We start from the raw sequence: 18,575 nt of genomic DNA on the forward strand, positions 1-18,575 counted from the left end.
CAATCAATCATAATGAATAATCAATCACAAAAAATATCAGTAATCGAAAAAGTAGGTTATAGTTTAGGAGATTTGGCAGCGAATCTCGTGTTCCAAACTTTGGTGACTTATTTAGCTTATTTTTATACAGATATCTATGGTTTAAAAGCAGAAGACGCATCTCTAATTACTTTGGTTGTTGGATTAATTGCCGGTTTTGGATTTAATCCAATGATTGGTGCGTTAGCTGACAGAACACGAACCAAATGGGGAAAATTCCGTCCTTGGATTCTGTTTACGGCTATTCCATTGGGTGTTGCAGCCTTGTTTGCATTCAGTACACCAGATTTTTCATACAAAGGTAAAATCATTTATGCGGCGATAACTTATACTTTACTGTTGCTTTTGTATGCAGGAAACAACTTGCCTTATGCTGCGCTTAGTGGCGTGATTACAGGCGATATGGGAGAAAGAAATAGCATTTCGTCTTATCGATTTGTTGCGGTAATGTTTTCCCAGTTTTTTGTGCAGGTTTTTATGTTACCAATTATTTTATCGGCTGGTAATGGCGATAAAGCTGTCGGAATCGAGATTGTGATGACTTGGTTGGCTATTATAGGATCAATTATGTTATTGATTACATTTTTTACCACCAAAGAAAGAGTTATTCCAAAACCAGAACAAGAATCCAGTTTAAAAGATGATCTTAAAGATCTTTTCAAAAACAAACCTTGGGTGATTATGTTGGTTGTGACAACAATGATCTTCATTACACTAGCTATGAAAGGCGGTTCTTATGTTTATTATTTTAATAATTATGTAGATGAAGCGTCGCTTAAAAATTTCATTTCTCCAATTACAGGATTCTTCAGTTCTATTGGGATGAATTTCTTTGGCGAAGATCCTAGATCTGCTGGTTTCGGATTATTCAATGCAGGTGGAATTATTATGATGATTATTGGTATTACATTTTCAAAAAAATTCGCAGACAAATATGGAAAGCGTGACGTCTTTATTGCGTCTTTATTTATCTCTACAATTTTTGTTTTTCTCTTTCTATTCTATCCATCAAAATCCGTTGGATTAATGTTTACATCTCAGATTTTGCACGGATTTTTCTACGGAATCAGTACACCGCTTTTGTGGGCGATGATTGCCGATGTAGCAGATTACTCGGAATGGAAAAACAACAGAAGAGCTACCGCTATTATTTTTTCTGCAATGATGGTTGGATTGAAAGTCGGTTTGAGTATCGGAAGTTCTTTAGTAGCATTAATAATAGGAAAATACGGATACATCTCTGCAGGAGAAACTCAAAATGTCATTCAGCCAGAAACTGTTGCTACAGGCGCAAAGATGTTGGTAAGTATATTCCCATCTATACCGTTTTTCTTAGCTTGTGGATTACTTTTCTTTTATAAAATTGATAAAAAAATGGAAGTCCAGTTGGAACAAGATTTAGCAGAAAGAAGAAAAAATAATTAATTATGAATAAGATACTATTTTCATTAAGTATTGTTGCTGCGATGATTCCAAGCGCAATATTTTCTCAGCAAGCCAATACTTTGAAAGAAGCTTACAAAGATGATTTTTTCATTGGAGCAGCATTAGATTTATCCCAAATTTATGAAGCCGATAAGCAAGCTGCAGATATTGTTAAAAATCAATTCAGTTCTATTGTTGCGGAAAACTGTATGAAATCTATGTTTTTGCAACCGAAAGAAGGTCAGTTTTTCTTTGATGATGCAGACAAATTTGTGGCACTAGGAGAAAAATATAATATGTTTACCATTGGTCATACACTCATTTGGCATTCTCAATTACCGGATTGGTTTTTTGTAGATAAAAATGGGAAAGATGTTTCTGCAGAAGTTCTTAAACAAAGAATGAAATCTCATATCAGTACCGTTGTCACAAGATACAAAGGCCGAGTGAAAGGTTGGGATGTTGTCAATGAGGTAATTATGGAAAACGGATCTTATCGTAAGAGTAAATTCTATGAAATCCTTGGCGAAGAATTCATTCCATTAGCTTTCAAATATGCTCAGGAAGCTGACCCAGATGCAGAACTTTATTACAACGATTATAATGAATGGCATCCGGGAAAAATAGAAACGGTTGTCAAAATGGTGAAAAATCTGAAATCCAGAGGAATCCGAATTGATGGTGTAGGAATGCAAGCGCATATCGATATGACAAGTCCAACTCTTGCAGAATATGAAAATGCAATTGTAAAATATACAGCTGCTGGCGTTAAAGTTAATATCACAGAGTTAGACCTGAGTGTTCTTCCGTCACCTTGGGGAACTTCGGCTAATATTTCTGATAAAGTAGAATACAACGAAAAAATGAATCCTTACAAAACAGGACTTCCAAAAGATGCCGAAGAAAAATGGGAAAACAGATATGCAGATTTTTTCCGATTGTTTCTGAAGCATAAAAGCAAAGTCAGAAGAGTCACTTTGTGGGGTGTAACCGATGCGCAATCTTGGAAAAATGATTTCCCAGTGAAAGGAAGAACAGATTATCCTTTGTTTTTCGATCGCAATTGCAACACAAAACCAATTGTTGAAAAAATTATCAAACTAGCAAAATAAAATCTATATATCTATTATCTATCAGTCTATTATCTAAATATCTAAAATATAATGAACAAATCAAAATACCTTTTCCCGAAAGATTATATGGCAGATCCATCTGTTCACGTTTTCGAAGGCAAACTTTACATCTATCCATCTCACGACCGCGAAAGTGGAATAGAGGAGAACGACAACGGTGACCATTTCGATATGAATGATTATCACGTTTTCTCTTTGGATGATGTTGAAAATGGCGAAGTGACAGATCACGGCGTTGTTCTTTCAGTAAAGGATATCAATTGGTCAGGAAGACAACTTTGGGATTGCGATGTGGCACACAAAAATGGTAAATATTATATGTATTTTCCTTTGAAAGATAAAAATGATATTTTCAGAATAGGAGTTGCTGTAAGCGACAAACCTTATGGATCTTTCATTCCGGAACCGCATCCGATGTTAGGAAGTTACAGCATCGATCCGTGTATTTTTGAAGAAAATGGAAAACATTATATGTATTTTGGAGGAATCTGGGGCGGACAATTACAGCGTTACAGAAACAACAAAGCTTTGGAATCTGCAATTTTACCAAATGACGATGAACCAGCAATTCCGTCAAAAGTGGCTCTTTTGAGTGATGATATGTTAGAGTTTGCTGAAGAACCAAAAGATTTATTGATTTTGGATAAAAACGGAGACGAATTACTTCACGGCAATCCTCACAGGTTCTTCGAAGCGTCTTGGATGCATAAGTATAATGATAATTATTACTTCTCTTATTCAACTGGAGATTCTCATCTTTTGTGTTATGCGATTGGCGATAATCCTTATGGTCCGTTCACTTTTCAAGGCGAGATTTTAACGCCTGTTGTTGGCTGGACAACACATCACAGTATTGTTGAATTTAAAGGAAAATGGTATCTCTTCTTCCACGATTCTGTTCCTAGTGAAGGCAAAACCTGGCTCAGAAGTATGAAAGTCGTAGAATTAGAATATGACGAAAACGGAAAAATCAAAACCATCGAAGGTTTAGATTAAATAAACCGTTTCCAAAGAACCGAATGGTTCAATCTGAATAGCCGTAGGTGCAACCTATGGGAGAATATACATCCCGATTTCTGAACCCGATAGGGTTCAATATTAACGGACAAAACCATTTCAAATGCAAAATTTCAAAGCTTATATTTTAATATTTTTATTAATTCCATTCTCGATTTTCGCCGAAGATGGAAGTCAATTATGGCTCAGATTTCCGAATGTCAAAAACGGAATTTCTGCTGACAAGATCATTTCAAAAGGAAACAATCCAACCATTGAATTGGCTAAAAATGAATTAACCAATTTCTGGCAAGGACAAACTGTGGAATTAAGAACAGATAAAGCTTTGAATAACCTGAAAGATGGTTATACAATCAAATCATCATCAGACAAAATCACCATTTCTTCCAGCAAAGAAATTGGTTTGTTGTATGGAGTTTATAATATTCTCAGACTTCAGCAAACGAAACAAAATCTGGACAATCTAAATATTACAGAAAAACCTTCTTATGATGTCAGAATCCTCAATCATTGGGATAATCTGGATGGAACTATTGAGCGTGGTTATGCAGGACATTCGCTTTGGAAATGGGAAGATTTACCAAACAAAATTTCGCCTCGTTACAAAGAATATGCAAGAGCTAATGCATCAATCGGAATTAATTCTGTAGTTCTCAATAACGTCAACGCTTCGCCAAATATCCTTAGAAAAGATTACCTCGAAAAAGTGAAAATCTTGGCTGATATTTTCAGACCTTATGGAATTAAGGTTTATTTATCCGTCAATTTCTCTTCGCCAAAAGTTTTGGATGGATTAGAAAATTCGGATCCATTGAATAAAAATGTTCAAAATTGGTGGAAAAGAAAAGCGTCTGAAATTTATAAATTGATTCCAGATTTTGGAGGTTTTTTGGTTAAAGCCAATTCCGAAGGTCAGCCAGGTCCACAAGATTATGGAAGAACCCACGCAGACGGCGCGAATATGATGGCGGATGCATTAAAACCTTTTGGCGGAATCATTATGTGGCGTGCTTTTGTTTATAGTCCGAGCAAGGAAGATAGAGCAAAACAAGCCTATTTGGAATTTGTTCCGTTGGATGGAAAGTTCAAGGATAATGTAATTATTCAAATCAAAAATGGACCGATAGATTTCCAACCGAGAGAAGCTTTCAATCCGTTATTTGGAGCTTTGAAGAAAACACCCGAAATGGTGGAATTTCAAATCACTCAGGAATATCTTGGGTTTTCAAATCACTTGGTTTATTTAGCGCCATTATTCAAGGAAAATTTGGACAGCGATACTTATTCTTTTGGCAAAGGTTCTACAATTGCAAAATTGACAGATGGAACTTTAATGAAAAATAAAATCACTGCGATTTCTGCTGTGGCTAATATTGGAGAAGACACAAATTGGACAGGTCATCACTTTGCGCAAGCCAATTGGTATGCTTTCGGACGTTTGGCTTGGAATCACGAGTTGTCTTCCGAACAGATTGTCAATGAATGGATTAAAATGACTTTCACAGATAATCAGGATTTTGTAAAACCTGTAAAGGAAATAATGCTTACGTCAAGAGAAACTGCTGTGGATTATATGATGCCTTTGGGACTTCATCATATTTTTGCTTCGGGACATCATTATGGACCAGAACCTTGGGGCGATTACAAAGGCGGAAGACCAGATTGGTCGCCGGTTTATTACCATAAAGCGGATGCAAATGGAGTAGGATTTGATAGGACAAAAACAGGAAGTAATGCAGTTTCATTATACTTTCCACCACTTAATGAAACTTATGAAAATATAAAAACTACGCCAGAAAATCTAATTCTTTGGTTTCATCACATTCCATGGAATTACAAAATGAAGGATGGGAAAACGCTTTGGGAAGAACTTTGTTTCAAATATGATACAGGTGTGAAAAATGTCCGTGATTATCAAAAAACTTGGGATAAGCTACAAACTTATGTCGATGAAGAGAGATTCAAATCTGTTCAATCAAGACTTAAAATTCAGGCAAAAGATGCGGTTTGGTGGAAGGATGCTTGTCTGCTTTATTTCCAGACTTTCTCAAAACAGCCAATTCCTTATGATATAGAACGCCCAGTTCACGAATTGGAAGACCTGAAGAAGATTAAACTTAATATGGGGCATCATAATTAGTATTAATAAAAATTTAATTCCGGACTTGGGTTCGGAATTTCTTTTTTCGGAATCTTTTACGGTTATTTGTACTGTAGATTTTGGAAATTGAATAAAAAATAATCCTTTATGAAAGAGATAAAATTAATAGTAACTGATATGGATGGGACTTTTCTTAATTCTAATTATGAAGTGAGTCCAGATTTTCCCAAAGTTTATCAGAAACTTAAAGACAGAGGGATTTTGTTTGTGCCAGCCAGCGGAAGACAAATGCCAGGAATTACAAAATATTTTGGAGATATAGAGAATGAGATAGGTTTCATTGCAGAAAACGGAGGTTATATTGTTTACAAAAATCAAGAACTATTTGCTGATGAAATGGATCACAATCTTGTGGTGAAAATTATCAAAGCTGTTCGTGAGATCCCTGGTGCAAGAGCTGTTCTTTCTGCAAAGAAACAAGCTTATTACGAAACGGAAGATCAGGGATTTATCGATTTTTTCACACAATATTATACCAAGAATCAGAAAGTTGAGGATTTGACAGAGGTGATTGATGACACTGCGTTTAAAATTGCTGTTTATCATCCAGATGGATCGGAGAAGAATTTGTATCCGATTTTGAAACAGTTTGAAGAATTTAATTTGAAAGCAGTAGTTTCTGGTAAATATTGGCTAGATGTCATGAATCAAAATATCAACAAAGGTATTGCTCTTGAAAAATTACAAAAATCTTTGAACATCTTACCAGAGGAAACAATGGCTTTTGGTGATTATATGAATGATATAGAAATGCTGAGTAAAGCGAGTTATTCTTATGCTATGGAAAATGCGCATCCGTTTGTAAAAGAGACGGCTAGTTTTGAGGCAGCTTCTAATGATAGTTTTGGAGTTCTTGAAATTGTAAAGGATTATCTTGGGAATAATTAAAAATGTCCTGCAGAACACCATAAAATTAATTTCATAATTCAATTGAAAAATGATATAAACTACTATATTTGCAACCCAGTTTAATACTTTATACTTTAAAAATTATGAAAGAACTTATTGAAAAAATCAATGCAGAATTCGAAGCGTTTTCTAACGAAGCAAACCAACAAGCTGAGAAAGGAAACAAAGCTGCTGGAACAAGAGCAAGAAAATCTGCTTTGGAGTTAAGCAAATTATTCAAAGATTTCAGAAAAGTTTCTGTTGAAGAATCTAAGAAATAAAAGCTTTTAAAAGTGAAAAACCCTGCATCTAACAGGGTTTTTTATTTGTGTAACTTTATTCCTTAATGAATTTTTCTACTATTTCCTGATCTCCAGTTTTTATTTTGATGAGGTAATTACCTTTGGCAAGTTGGGATACATTAATTTTGTTCGTGTTCTCGGTTTTAATTAATCTACCTAGGTAATCATAAATTTCAACTGAGGTTACCAGTTTTTCTGCCAAAATATTAATCATATCCTTTGCCGGATTAGGATAGATTTTAACATCTATTTTTTTTATATCGTTTGTAGCCAGTGTCTGATAATTTTTATAAAAATTAAGAATTCCGTATCCCATCTGGTCTGTATAGTTAGGATAAAGAGATGAACTTTGTCTTAGACTTTGCTTTATGATCTCTCTAGGTTTTGTGTTAGGGACAGATTGTAATAGACACGCAACGCCACCAGCAGCTAAAGGTGTAGCGAAAGAAGTTCCGTTCCCATAATCAGAAGAGTTGTTGTAAGCGTAATAGGTGGAAGTGCCTCTTGCACTTGCATCAGGTTTTATAACACCTGCAGAATTGGGACCAAAAGAAGAAAATCCGGATGAGCTTCCAGCAGAGTTAACTGCACCAATGGTAAAAATACTAGCATTGTCTGCAGGAGCAGAGATATAGTGCCATGCCTTTTGCCCCTCATTTCCAGCAGCAATTAATACAAGAATCCCTTTTTCGCTAGCAATCTGAGCTCCTCTGGAGATAAAAGTGGTTGTACCATTCATATCATCATATGTATAATCATAACGACTGTCATCAAACTCAGAATAACCTAAAGACGTAGAAATAACATCTACACCTTGTCTATCAGCTTCTTCTGCAGCCTCTATCCAGTAGAGTTGTTCTTCTGGGATTTCATTAGCAGCATCTTCACTTGCGTACAAATAGAAGTCTGCATCTGGTGCAGCTCCTACAAATGTCCCGTCTATATATCCACCAATAATACCCAGACACATAGCACCATGAGAATTGAGTGAGGTTGTATAGACAGAAGATGTTTTATTCACAAAGTTATAAGTTGCTTTGATGTGTCCGTTATCTCGCATTCTTTTAAAGGCACTGCCTGTATTGACATAAGGAAACCCTGTATCAATCACAGCAATAGAAACTCCCGTGCCGGTGTAGCCAGCAACATGCAATGGACGAAGGTTGATTTGATTGATCTGAGACAAGCTGTTCCCATAATTAAAAGTTGTCAAAGCATCTCTGTTTGTATTTTCAGAATCAAACGCATCGAATTTATTCATTTTTTCATTACGTTTTCCTCCGTTGGGATTTTTTACAAAACTTTCTACATGATCTACATAACTCTGCTGGGATAATGTCTGGATCTGTTCTGTAGTAGCATTGACTGCAACACCATTCAACCATTTTGAATAATCTGTTACTGTAAAACCTAAATCTTTAACATTCTGGATATAACTAGGTTCTATAGGTGCGTCCTGATCAACAAGAGGGATTCCGAGGTTGGTTCTCCTGTCCAGAGATTTTTGGGTTAATTCTGATAAAGGGTTTGCATAAAAAGATGCTTTGTTAGGTTTATCTTTGAAGAAAACAAAAACTAATTCGGTTTGAGCATTAATTACTACAGAAAAGCCAAATGATAAAATTGTAAAGATTTTTCTCACGTTTAGGAGGATTTGATTTTTTAAACAAATAAATAAATGTAAATTTACAAAATAATGTTTTTGCTCAAGAAAGCCTTTGAAAAAATAAAATGATAACTTCTTGAGCAACAAAATTTAAATATTAGATTATGAAGAAAATCCAAATGGTTGATTTACAAAGCCAGTATTATAAGATAAAAAGTGAAGTTGATAATGCCGTTCTTAATGTAATGGATTCGGCAGCTTTTATAAATGGTCCAGAAGTCAAATCCTTTCAATCAGACCTTGAAAATTATTTGGATGTAAAACACGTGATTCCATGTGCTAATGGGACAGATGCTCTTCAGATTGCCCTTATGGCTCTTGACTTGAAAGATGGTGACGAAGTGATAACAGCAGATTTTACATTTGCAGCAACTGTGGAAGTGATTCATTTATTAAAGCTAAAATCTGTTTTAGTAGATGTGGATTATGATACATTTACGATTGACACAGAAGCTATTAAAAAAGCAATTACTCCAAGAACAAAAGCAATTATTCCTGTTCATCTTTTCGGACAATGTGGAAATATGGAAGAAATCCTGAAAATTGCCAAGGAACATAACCTTTATGTGGTTGAAGATAATGCACAAGCCATTGGCGCAGATTTTATTTTCTCTGATGGAACTGAAAAAAAATCTGGAACAATGGGAACAATTGGAACCACATCTTTCTTTCCTTCCAAAAACTTAGGTTGTTATGGAGATGGAGGTGCAATTTTTACTAATGATGATGAATTGGCTCACAGACTAAGAGGAATCGTGAACCACGGGATGTATGAACGTTATTATCACGATGAGGTTGGTGTTAATTCCAGATTAGACAGTATTCAAGCTGCAATTTTGAGAAAAAAATTGCCACATCTAGATTCTTATAACGATGCTAGAAGAAAAGCAGCTGATTATTATGATGAAGTTTTTGCTGGAAATGAAAATATCTTAACGCCAAAAAGAGCAGAAAATTCAACGCACGTTTTTCATCAATACACTCTAAGAATACTAAACGGAAAGCGTAATGAATTGCAAAAATTCTTATCAGAGAAAGAAATCCCTGCGATGATCTATTATCCGGTTGCTCTTAGAAAGCAAAAAGCGTATTTTCAAGATAGTAATCCTGCAGATTTTGTGAATACGGATAAATTATTGGATCAAGTAATTTCTCTTCCAATGCATACAGAGTTGGATGAAGAACAATTAAAGTACATTACAGATTCCGTTTTAGAGTTTTTCAATAACTAATCTCCAACATTTATAAAAACTATGTCCATACTCGTAACAGGTGGTCTCGGCTACATTGGTTCACACACAGTTGTAGAGCTCATTAATCACAATTTTGATGTCATCATTGTTGATGATTTATCCAATTCGGAAAAATTCATTCTTGATAATATTGAGGTAATAACCGGAAAACGTCCAATTTTTTATCCTTTTGATCTTAGAAGAAAGGAGTTGCTGAAACAAGTTTTTGATGCACACGATATCGAAGGTTGTATCAATTTTGCGGCTTCAAAAGCAGTAGGAGAGAGTATGATAAAACCTTTGGATTATTATGAGAACAATCTGTTTTCATTGATTAATGTTCTTCAGGAATTTAAAGAAAGAAATATTTCCAACTTTATTTTCAGCTCGTCTTGTACGGTTTATGGTCAAGCGGACGAAATGCCAATTGATGAAAATACACCACTCAAAGAACCAGAATCCACTTATGGTAAAACCAAAAGTTTTGGTGAAGATATATTGAAAGATTTTTCCAAAGCTTACAATAAAAGAGTTTCTTTATTGAGATATTTCAATCCCATTGGAGCGCATCCTTCTGCCTTGTTAGGAGAATTACCAATAGGAATTCCTAATAATTTGGTTCCTTATGTAATGCAAACTGCGGCTGGAATCAGAGAAAAACTGAGTGTTTGGGGGGATGATTATCCTACGGAAGATGGGACAGCCGTTCGCGATTATATCTATGTTGTAGATTTGGCAAGAGCACACGTGGCTGCATTGCAAAAATTGATTCATTCAGATGAAGAAACAGTTCTGGATATTTATAATCTAGGAACAGGAAAAGGTTCTTCAGTTTTGGAAGTGGTGAAAGCTTTTGAATTGGCAAATGAAGTGGCAGTTCCTTACCAGATTTGCCCAAGAAGAGAAGGTGATATTACCATTGCTTATGCAAATCCAAGTAAAGCTGAAAAAGAACTCAACTGGAAATCTGAAACATCTCTGGAAGAAGCGCTCAAAACCACTTGGGAATGGCAAAAATATCTTAAAGACAGAAATAACTAAAACATAAAATCCAATCAACTCTGATTGGATTTTTTTATTGCGTTCTCTTCTCAGCAAAACTGAAAATACTATGGAGTTTAACTTCAGAAAAACTATTAGATTTTATCTTCGATGCGACAATCATTGCTTTTGCAAGAACTTCAGTTGGCAATGGTTGTTGATTTTTGAAAAGTCCTAGTTTATTGAGGAATTTAATCGTTTTCAAACCATAGACTTCACCACTTCTATCTGTGTTTTTTCGTTCTAGCATTCCTGGTTTGAAGATGGTTGTTTTGGGGAAATGCAAGTTTTTCACGGCTTCCTCCAATTCGCCTTTCATTCGGGAATAGAAGATTTTCGAATCAGGAGTTGCGCCATAAGAAGACACTAAAATATAATCATCCACTTCGTTTTCTCTCGCAGCTTTAGCAAACTGATATTGATAATCATAATCTATTTTCCACTGATTGTCTTTGCTTCCTGCCGATTTCAAAGTCGTTCCGAGGCAAGAGAAAACAACATCACCTTTCACAAGATGTTTCCATTCGTCAGGCTGGTCAAAATCTACGATGTGCGCTTTGACTTTTTCATTATGAAAATCAGACCGTCTTCTCACGAAAATATTAATCTCATCAAAATCCGAATCCTGACAAAGTTGACTTACAAGGTCATTTCCTGTAGCGCCAGTTGCACCAATTACCAAAGCTTTCATACACGTAAGATTTGATAATAAAGTTAAGGAATATTTCTTGGATTAATTCAACTGATTACGATATTCCGCCCAAATGATTTTAAACCATTCCGTAAAGTTGTCCGGATTTTCAGCAATTTCCTGTTGCAAATCAGTAATAGAAACATATCGGATTTCCGAAACTTCATCAGGATTCAAATCAAATTCCCCATCAAAGTTTCCTGTAAAAACATAATCCAATTCGTGTTCCCAAAGCCCGTCTCCAACATCCGCTTTGTAGATAAAATGGAATTTCTCTGTCAACTCACAATCGATTCCCAATTCCTCTTTGATACGTCTTTTTGCTGCATCCAGATAGGATTCCTCGATTCTTGGGTGCGAACAACACGCGTTCGTCCATTGGTTTGGCGAGTGGTATTTTTCATTGGCACGTTTTTGCAAAAGCATTTCTCCCTTTTCATTGAACAAAAAAACCGAAAATGCACGATGCAAAAGACCATTTTCGTGAGCCTGCATTTTTTCCATTTGTCCCAAAACTTCATCCTGAGGATTGACTAATACCACTTTTTCCATAGAACAAAAATAAGGATTTTAGAATTAATTTTTAGGAGCTTAATCCCGCTTTCCGTTGCAATCTTTTTCTTTTCCTTATATGAAAGAAAAGAAAAAGGATTTCCACTACAATCGGGGCTAGGGCTTTTGTCTTTTATTAGAACATTTGCTCAAAAATACACGGTTTGTCATTCCGTAGGAATCTCTAGAAGTAAGGTTAGATTTCTACGAAATGACAAAAATTACTGCTAAATCATTATAGAAATTAAAAATAAAATCAGCCAAATCACCTCAATCTGCGAGAAATTTAAAAGAAATAAAATTCAATTTTTCAAAAGTATAATCAAAACAGAGCCAATTATCATAATAACAGAACCGATTACCTTTTTCCGAATTCCTTTTTCTTGAAAGAACTTATATCCAAAAATAATACTCACAATCGTTGAAAGCTGAAATAATGATAACGCATAACCAACAGGCATATAATCAAAAATATAGTTGGTCGTAAACTGCATTATTCCGATACAGATAATCAGGGAAAAAAACTTGTTCAGATTCTCAATTTTTAATGTTTTGTTTAGTTCGTTTTTAATGGGGATTTTATAGAAAAATAAGAATATAAAAGAAAACAAAGCTCCGAAGAAACACCAACTCGTAAATGCTAAAACAGTTGAAGAAGCCAAGATAACTTTCTTAACAAAAATAGCTTCAATAGCTGTAAGAATCATTGCCCAAATCCTGAATTGTATTTCCTGTTTTTTCAGAAGTTTCCAAGAGAATTTTTCGTCAGGAGAATCCAAAACAAAATAACTTCCATAGATAATCAATCCAATTCCCAAGATTCCCCAAACATTCGGAATCTCCGAAAGTAGAAATATTCCGAATATAATTCCGACAACCGATTTGTAAGAATTAATTGGACCAAGAACGGACAAATCTCCTTTATCAAGAGCTTTCACAAGAAAACCATTTCCCAAAGCGCCCATAATTCCTCCAAGAATAGAGTAGAGCCAAAAGCTATTTCCAAGAGTGGGAATTTTAATAAAAATCAAAAGAACAAAACAGAAAACCGAAAGAAAAAAGTAAGTCAGAAAATTGACAATTAATGGATGATTTTTTCTAGCTGTCAATTGCTTTTGAAAGACATTAGCCAAAGGATTTGAAATCACTCTCAATATAACCGCAATCGTCACCAAAATTACATCAGCCATCTATTTGATTCTGTCTTTGTATAAATAAAAATTTGTTTTAATTTATAAATTTTCCTTCCACTCATTCGCAAAAGCAATAAAATCAGCAACAGACAATTCTTCTGCTCTGATATTAAGGAAAGGATGAGATTTCAGATTTTCAGGAATGCCAAGAACTTTCAAAGCATTACTCATCTTTTTACGTCTTTGTCCAAATCCTGCTTTTACAATCTGTTTGAAAAGAATCTCGTTTCCCGCTAATCCTTCTTTCTGATTTCTGGTCATTCGGATAACGCCGGATTTTACTTTTGGTGGCGGATTGAAGACGTTTTCGTGAACTGTGAAAAGATATTCAACATCATAATAAGCCTGAACTAGAACAGACAAAATTCCGTAATCTTTTGTTCTTGGTTTTGCGGCGGTTCTTTCGGCAACTTCTTTTTGGAACATTCCGCTCATTTCCGGAATCAAAGTGTAATTATCAATGATTTTAAACAAAATCTGAGACGAAATATTATAGGGGAAATTCCCAATCACAGCCAATTCTTCATTGAAAACCTCCGGAATATTGATTTTCAGAAAGTCACCAACAAAATGTTGCTCTTCAAGCTTCGGATAATGTTTTTTAAGATAGACGATAGATTCTTGGTCGATTTCAGCCACATAGATTTCAGCATCTTTTTGAAGAAGAAATTTCGTAAGAACGCCCATTCCCGGACCGACTTCCAAAACTTTTTTGTAACCTTCCAAAGAAAGTGAATCTACAATATTACGTGCGATATTTTGGTCTGTAAGAAAGTGTTGACCAAGATGTTTTTTTGCTCTAACGTCCATTTTGCAAAGATAGAATTATATTTAACGCAAAGTTGTAAGAATAGTTTAGAATCTAATTATAAAAAAGTCGCAGATGAAATTTGAATTAAAATAATTCCAAAATATAATCTCTATTATCTCTTTTTAAACTTAATTGATAGTCATTGTTTTGATTAATCAATTCGCTTACTCTATCATTCCCTAATTTTCTAATTAATCCAGTGTTTTCAAAGATAAATTCTTCTATGATTTTTCTACTTTGTTTTTGTCTGAAGAAGCTATCAAATAATTCTCCGAGAAAATAAAATGGAACTTTTAATATCCCACGAGTTGAAATCCATCCAAATGTTGCAGAAATAATATAATTTTTAGTTCTAGCTTTTTTACCACATTTTTCACATAAAATAAGATTTGATTTATTTGGATTGTGGGTTAATGAACAATGATGAATGTAAAATCCTTTAATATCATTTTTTAAGATTTTACAGTTTGAACATACAGAAGTGTTAATTTTTGATTTTAAAATCTCTAATTCTGTTCCTTTGAAAAAATTTCTTTCTAAATGAACCCAATCTAACAAATCTGTACCAAGGTTTCTCTTAGAAATTTCATCAATTAGAATTGGAATTGCTAAGTCGGTTAATTTTTTTGATTCAAAAGTTGCAAGTTTGATAATCTCAGAATTATCAAACTCAGTATAGATTTTTGTTAATTCTTGTTTGGTCAGCATAAGTTGATTTTTTTATTAAATCAATACATCTTAATTTTTACACAAGTCGGATGACTAATTTTTACAGGCTTTCCAACTTTTTTCAACATTCCTGTTTCCAGATTTCTTCTGAAAACTGTGGCATCCTGAGAATTAACATTCGTCACAATCATAAACTTTCCAGTTTCATCAATCGCAAAAGTCCTTGGATGTTTCCCGCCTGTTTTCTGATAACCAATAGATTCTAATTTTCCATCATTCAAAACTTTGAAAATTGCAATGTTGTTTTCCTTTCCTCTATTGGTTGCATATAAAAATTTTCCGTCCGGAGAAATGTGAACATCAGAACTTTCAAAACCATCTTTAATTTTATCTGGATGTGTTGCAATTCTCTGGATTTCTTTCAGTTTGTTTTCAGAAAAATCATAAACCGAAATCATTCCAGCCAATTCTTCAATCGAGTAAGCTATTTTCCCATCTTTACTGAAAGTAATGTGTCTTGGACCGCTTCCGGGTTTTGTATTGATGAAAGAACTTTTACTGTCAAGCAAAGGTTGTTTCTGATTGAGGTCAAAAGGATATTGCAGTATTTTATCAGCGCCTAAATCTGCAAACAAAACCGTCTTATAATCTGGCGTAAAAACTGCAGAATGTGTATGCGATTTTTCTTGTCTTGTTGGATTAACACCGCTTCCTTCTGTGAATTTAAAATGTTGTGCTATCGAATCTATTTTTCCATTTTCAAGAAGTGGAAAGACGGAAATAGTTGGTTGATTATAAGTTACATTAATGAGCCATTTTCCAGTTTTATCAACGTTTACGTAAACCGGATTTTCGCCTCCTGTTTTTTGTTGATTAAGGAAAGTCAAAGATTTTTTATCAGCATCAAAAGCGAAGGAGCTTACTGTTCCATAATTTGGAGTTTTGGCGTCGGATGAGGCATAAACGTATTTTCCGTCATTAGAAACTGTTATATATCCAGGATTGATAACATCAGAAGATGAAGCAACTTTAGTGAGTTTTCCAGTTTCTGTATCGAGTTCATAAACATACACCGCTTCTGCACCTTTTTTCCAATTGTAAGAACCAAAAAATACAAATTCTCTTTGAGAAAATAGTTGATTGAAAATCAAGAAACTTAATAAGAGAGCGATTTTTTGGGTTTTCATTGAGGTTTTAATTTTTTAAATTATTAGACGCAAAGAATTTTAAAAGTTTAAAGTTTCCAAAGTATCAATAAATTGATGTCTGAAGAAGCTTTGAATTTTTAAATAGCCTTAAAAATCAACTTCTTGATTTTCTTAGTTTTTTAATAAATTCTTTTTCCTTTGAAATTCTTTGTGTTTAATTCAATTTTTAGATTTAAGAAAGAACTGTCTTTCAACAAATTTCCTAAAAATTCATCTGGAAACCAAACTGAACGCCAAATTTTCTAACATTTTCATTAGCTGTTGTCTTATGATTGAGATAATTTCCCCTCCAGTTAAAGTCAATTCTTAGAAGTCTGAAATTTCCCCAACCGATATTTTCAATCCCGAAACCATATTCGTAATAAGGTTTATTAGGTGCAGTCAGGTTGATACTTCCAGCATTCATATTAATGGTTTCTTGTTTCAAGCTTCCGACTCCGGAACGGAAAAATGCTACTTCTCTTAATTTCAATTTTTTAATTAATGGAATCTGAGACAAAATCTTTCCGTTGAAATGGTGCTCTAAGAATAAAACGGCATAAGAATCAGCAACGAATTCATAATAATTCATCAGAGAAAAAACACCTCTCACCAAACCGTAAGATTGGTTGGCAGGCAAAACATTTTGCAAAGCGAGTGGGAGTGCATCAAAGTTTTTACCAACTTCCACATTCGCAAACAATCTTCCCCAATTTCCTAAAATCACAGGCTGATAATAGTAAAACTGAAGCTTATTATAATTAAAATCAGAATCAAAAACGCCTCCAACTCCTTTTGTGTATTTTAGAATCAAAGATGGATTGGTTGCCAGGGCTGTCATTTCATAACGATCAACTCCGTAAGTAGAAAATTTGATTCCTGGTCTAAAAATCAAAGTTGTTGTTAGTTTTGTATCATTCAAATCATTTCGAAGAACGCCTTGTCTGTAGTAATCAATGTTAAACAGGTTAGAATCGGCAGATCTGATGTTTTGTGTGGTTGCATCCAATTTGATTTGGAAGTTTTTCCAAGGTTCTATACTGGTGAAAAAATTATATTGTTTAACAGAACTCATAGACGTTGTTTCACCACTGTTAAGAACAGAAGAAGAAGCGAATGAACGTGTCATAATTCCTTCATCAGTCGTCAATTGAACTCCAAGTTGAAGAACATCCTGTCTATAACCTCCACCAATTTGGAAACGATTGGTTTTGTTGAACATATATTTTGCTTCACCTCCAAATTTCCATTTTTCATCACGGAAACCGTAAGCAGTATAAGCTTGGACTCTCCACATATCATTCTTTCCAAAGTAAGTTCTGGCGCCAGCTCTCAGTCTCAAACCTTCAATATCATTATATCCCCAAGTTTGAAAAATATTTCCAAAATCCAGCCATTTTCCGAAGTGGATATAACCGGTATTCCCAATCTGAACCAGTTTTACAATCCGTTTGTATTTTGGAACATTTTCCAGTTCGTCATACATTTTGTAGATATTCTGTTCGCCGTCGGTCAGTTTTTCGGTTCTGTTTTCTAACCAATAATTTTCGTCTTTCTCAACTAGGTAGTCCTCAGGAATATATGTTTTACTAAGGAAAGAATCTTCTATCCCTTTATCGAATTCGTATTCAGAATAATTGGCAACGCGTTTTGCAATCACACTTTTTGCACCATCTCTATCATTAAGGACAAGATTAAGCGTAGTCTCATTTCTAGTCGGGATGAAAGTAGAATCATCTGGATTATCAAATTCTAAATCCGTCGCAATATTTTTAACGAAATTGATATTAATTCTTTTATTGGTCTGCATCTCCACTTTCATCACATTATATTTGTCCATCGAAATATAAAGTCTGCCTTTCAAAGCTAATGCTTCAGGGTTTTTTGGAGTGAATCGGATTTCGTAGCTTCGGACTGTGTTTATCTCAATCGTGTCGGTGATATTATAATCAAAAACACCGAAACCATCTGTGGAAACAGGGCTTGTGAAACCAAGATTCAGATAATTAATGGTATTATCATAAATGTTGATATCCTTGTACATATTCTGAATCGTCTTTGCAACGATTTGATTATTCTTAAGTCCGGAATTTCTTATTGCCAGAAGATCTTTTCGTTCTTTTTTAGGGGCATTTTTTCCGTAAGTTTGAGAAATACTTTCTGTGATGAAAAGTGGCAAAACAGCTTTCCCAGCAATCTCGGAAGTGTCATTGTATTTGAAAATAATAGAATCCAGACCTCTGAAAACTTTCTTTTTTGTAAAAGAACTGTCGATATTGTCTAATCGAAAATCGATTTTCTCATAAGTTTTGTACTTGTAGTCTTTGTGTAGAAGAAGTCCGTTGGATTTTTTCTTTTTCCAAACTTGTTGCATAATTGCATAAGCAGGATTTTCCTTCTTATTCTTATACTTTTTTACAGATTTTATAACGACACTTTCAATTTCGTTCTCCTTTTCGATTTGCGAAAAAAGCAAACCGGAACACCAAATCAGAAAAAATGAAAGAATAAATTTTTTATCAAACATCGAGTCTTCGAACATTAAGCTATTAAAACTAATTTTTTATT

Annotated in this window: 16 protein-coding genes; 8 read left to right on the plus strand and 8 right to left on the minus strand. The window is 34.4% G+C overall.

Annotation, left to right across the window (positions count from 1 at the left end; translation table 11 throughout):
- Nucleotides 1-12 precede the first annotated feature (12 nt).
- From RTY06_RS14175 to RTY06_RS14200, 6 genes are all read left to right on the plus strand, one after another.
- Nucleotides 13-1,464, plus strand: coding sequence for an MFS transporter (locus tag RTY06_RS14175; protein WP_312825631.1), 1,452 nt, complete (start codon nt 13-15; stop codon nt 1,462-1,464).
- 2 nt (nt 1,465-1,466) lie between these two features.
- A complete protein-coding gene (locus tag RTY06_RS14180; RefSeq protein WP_312825632.1) occupies nt 1,467-2,576 on the plus strand; it encodes an endo-1,4-beta-xylanase in 1,110 nt (369 codons plus the stop codon).
- Nucleotides 2,577-2,627: 51 nt separating this feature from the next.
- Nucleotides 2,628-3,593, plus strand: coding sequence for a glycoside hydrolase family 43 protein (locus RTY06_RS14185; RefSeq protein ID WP_312825633.1), 966 nt, complete (start codon nt 2,628-2,630; stop codon nt 3,591-3,593).
- A gap of 124 nt (nt 3,594-3,717) precedes the next feature.
- On the plus strand, nt 3,718-5,754 hold the full coding sequence (locus RTY06_RS14190) for an alpha-glucuronidase (RefSeq protein ID WP_312825634.1): 2,037 nt from the start codon (nt 3,718-3,720) through the stop codon (nt 5,752-5,754).
- A gap of 108 nt (nt 5,755-5,862) precedes the next feature.
- Nucleotides 5,863-6,663: a Cof-type HAD-IIB family hydrolase gene (locus tag RTY06_RS14195; protein ID WP_312825635.1), complete on the plus strand. Its 801-nt coding sequence runs from the start codon at nt 5,863-5,865 to the stop codon at nt 6,661-6,663.
- 104 nt (nt 6,664-6,767) lie between these two features.
- The gene (locus RTY06_RS14200; protein WP_116037278.1) at nt 6,768-6,944 is read left to right on the plus strand and encodes a histone H1; all 177 of its coding nucleotides are present in this window, start codon (nt 6,768-6,770) and stop codon (nt 6,942-6,944) included.
- Nucleotides 6,945-6,999: 55 nt separating this feature from the next.
- Here the strand turns inward: RTY06_RS14200 and RTY06_RS14205 are convergent, their stop codons facing one another.
- Nucleotides 7,000-8,607 carry a S8/S53 family peptidase gene (locus RTY06_RS14205; RefSeq protein ID WP_312825636.1) on the minus strand — a complete coding sequence of 536 codons (1,608 nt, stop codon included), beginning with the start codon at nt 8,605-8,607 and terminating at the stop codon, nt 7,000-7,002.
- Nucleotides 8,608-8,735: 128 nt separating this feature from the next.
- On the opposite strand from RTY06_RS14205, the gene RTY06_RS14210 reads away from it, so the two are divergent.
- The gene (locus tag RTY06_RS14210; protein ID WP_312825637.1) at nt 8,736-9,863 is read left to right on the plus strand and encodes a DegT/DnrJ/EryC1/StrS family aminotransferase; all 1,128 of its coding nucleotides are present in this window, start codon (nt 8,736-8,738) and stop codon (nt 9,861-9,863) included.
- A 21-nt stretch (nt 9,864-9,884) separates the two neighbouring features.
- Nucleotides 9,885-10,904, plus strand: a complete 1,020-nt coding sequence (gene galE / locus RTY06_RS14215) for a UDP-glucose 4-epimerase GalE (protein ID WP_312825638.1) — start codon at nt 9,885-9,887, stop codon at nt 10,902-10,904.
- 34 nt (nt 10,905-10,938) lie between these two features.
- Here galE and RTY06_RS14220 read toward each other — a convergent pair whose 3' ends face one another.
- The 7 genes from RTY06_RS14220 to RTY06_RS14250 all read right to left on the minus strand — a co-directional run bounded on the left by RTY06_RS14220 (nt 10,939) and on the right by RTY06_RS14250 (nt 18,549).
- Complete coding sequence (locus RTY06_RS14220; RefSeq protein WP_312825639.1) at nt 10,939-11,595, minus strand: NAD(P)H-binding protein; 657 nt, start codon at nt 11,593-11,595, stop codon at nt 10,939-10,941.
- Nucleotides 11,596-11,637: 42 nt separating this feature from the next.
- On the minus strand, nt 11,638-12,147 hold the full coding sequence (gene idi, locus RTY06_RS14225; RefSeq protein ID WP_312825640.1) for an isopentenyl-diphosphate Delta-isomerase: 510 nt from the start codon (nt 12,145-12,147) through the stop codon (nt 11,638-11,640).
- Nucleotides 12,148-12,449: 302 nt separating this feature from the next.
- Nucleotides 12,450-13,337 carry an EamA family transporter gene (locus tag RTY06_RS14230; RefSeq protein ID WP_312825641.1) on the minus strand — a complete coding sequence of 296 codons (888 nt, stop codon included), beginning with the start codon at nt 13,335-13,337 and terminating at the stop codon, nt 12,450-12,452.
- Nucleotides 13,338-13,379: 42 nt separating this feature from the next.
- The gene (rsmA, locus tag RTY06_RS14235) at nt 13,380-14,150 is read right to left on the minus strand and encodes a 16S rRNA (adenine(1518)-N(6)/adenine(1519)-N(6))-dimethyltransferase RsmA (RefSeq protein ID WP_312825642.1); all 771 of its coding nucleotides are present in this window, start codon (nt 14,148-14,150) and stop codon (nt 13,380-13,382) included.
- Between the two features lie 85 nt (nt 14,151-14,235).
- Complete coding sequence (locus RTY06_RS14240) at nt 14,236-14,859, minus strand: hypothetical protein (RefSeq protein ID WP_312825643.1); 624 nt, start codon at nt 14,857-14,859, stop codon at nt 14,236-14,238.
- A gap of 20 nt (nt 14,860-14,879) precedes the next feature.
- On the minus strand, nt 14,880-16,007 hold the full coding sequence (locus RTY06_RS14245) for a lactonase family protein (protein WP_312825644.1): 1,128 nt from the start codon (nt 16,005-16,007) through the stop codon (nt 14,880-14,882).
- Between the two features lie 223 nt (nt 16,008-16,230).
- On the minus strand, nt 16,231-18,549 hold the full coding sequence (locus RTY06_RS14250; RefSeq protein ID WP_312825645.1) for a DUF5686 family protein: 2,319 nt from the start codon (nt 18,547-18,549) through the stop codon (nt 16,231-16,233).
- Nucleotides 18,550-18,575: the final 26 nt, after the last annotated feature.

The organism is Epilithonimonas sp., assembly GCF_032055105.1.
In the GTDB taxonomy this organism is placed as follows: domain Bacteria; phylum Bacteroidota; class Bacteroidia; order Flavobacteriales; family Weeksellaceae; genus Epilithonimonas.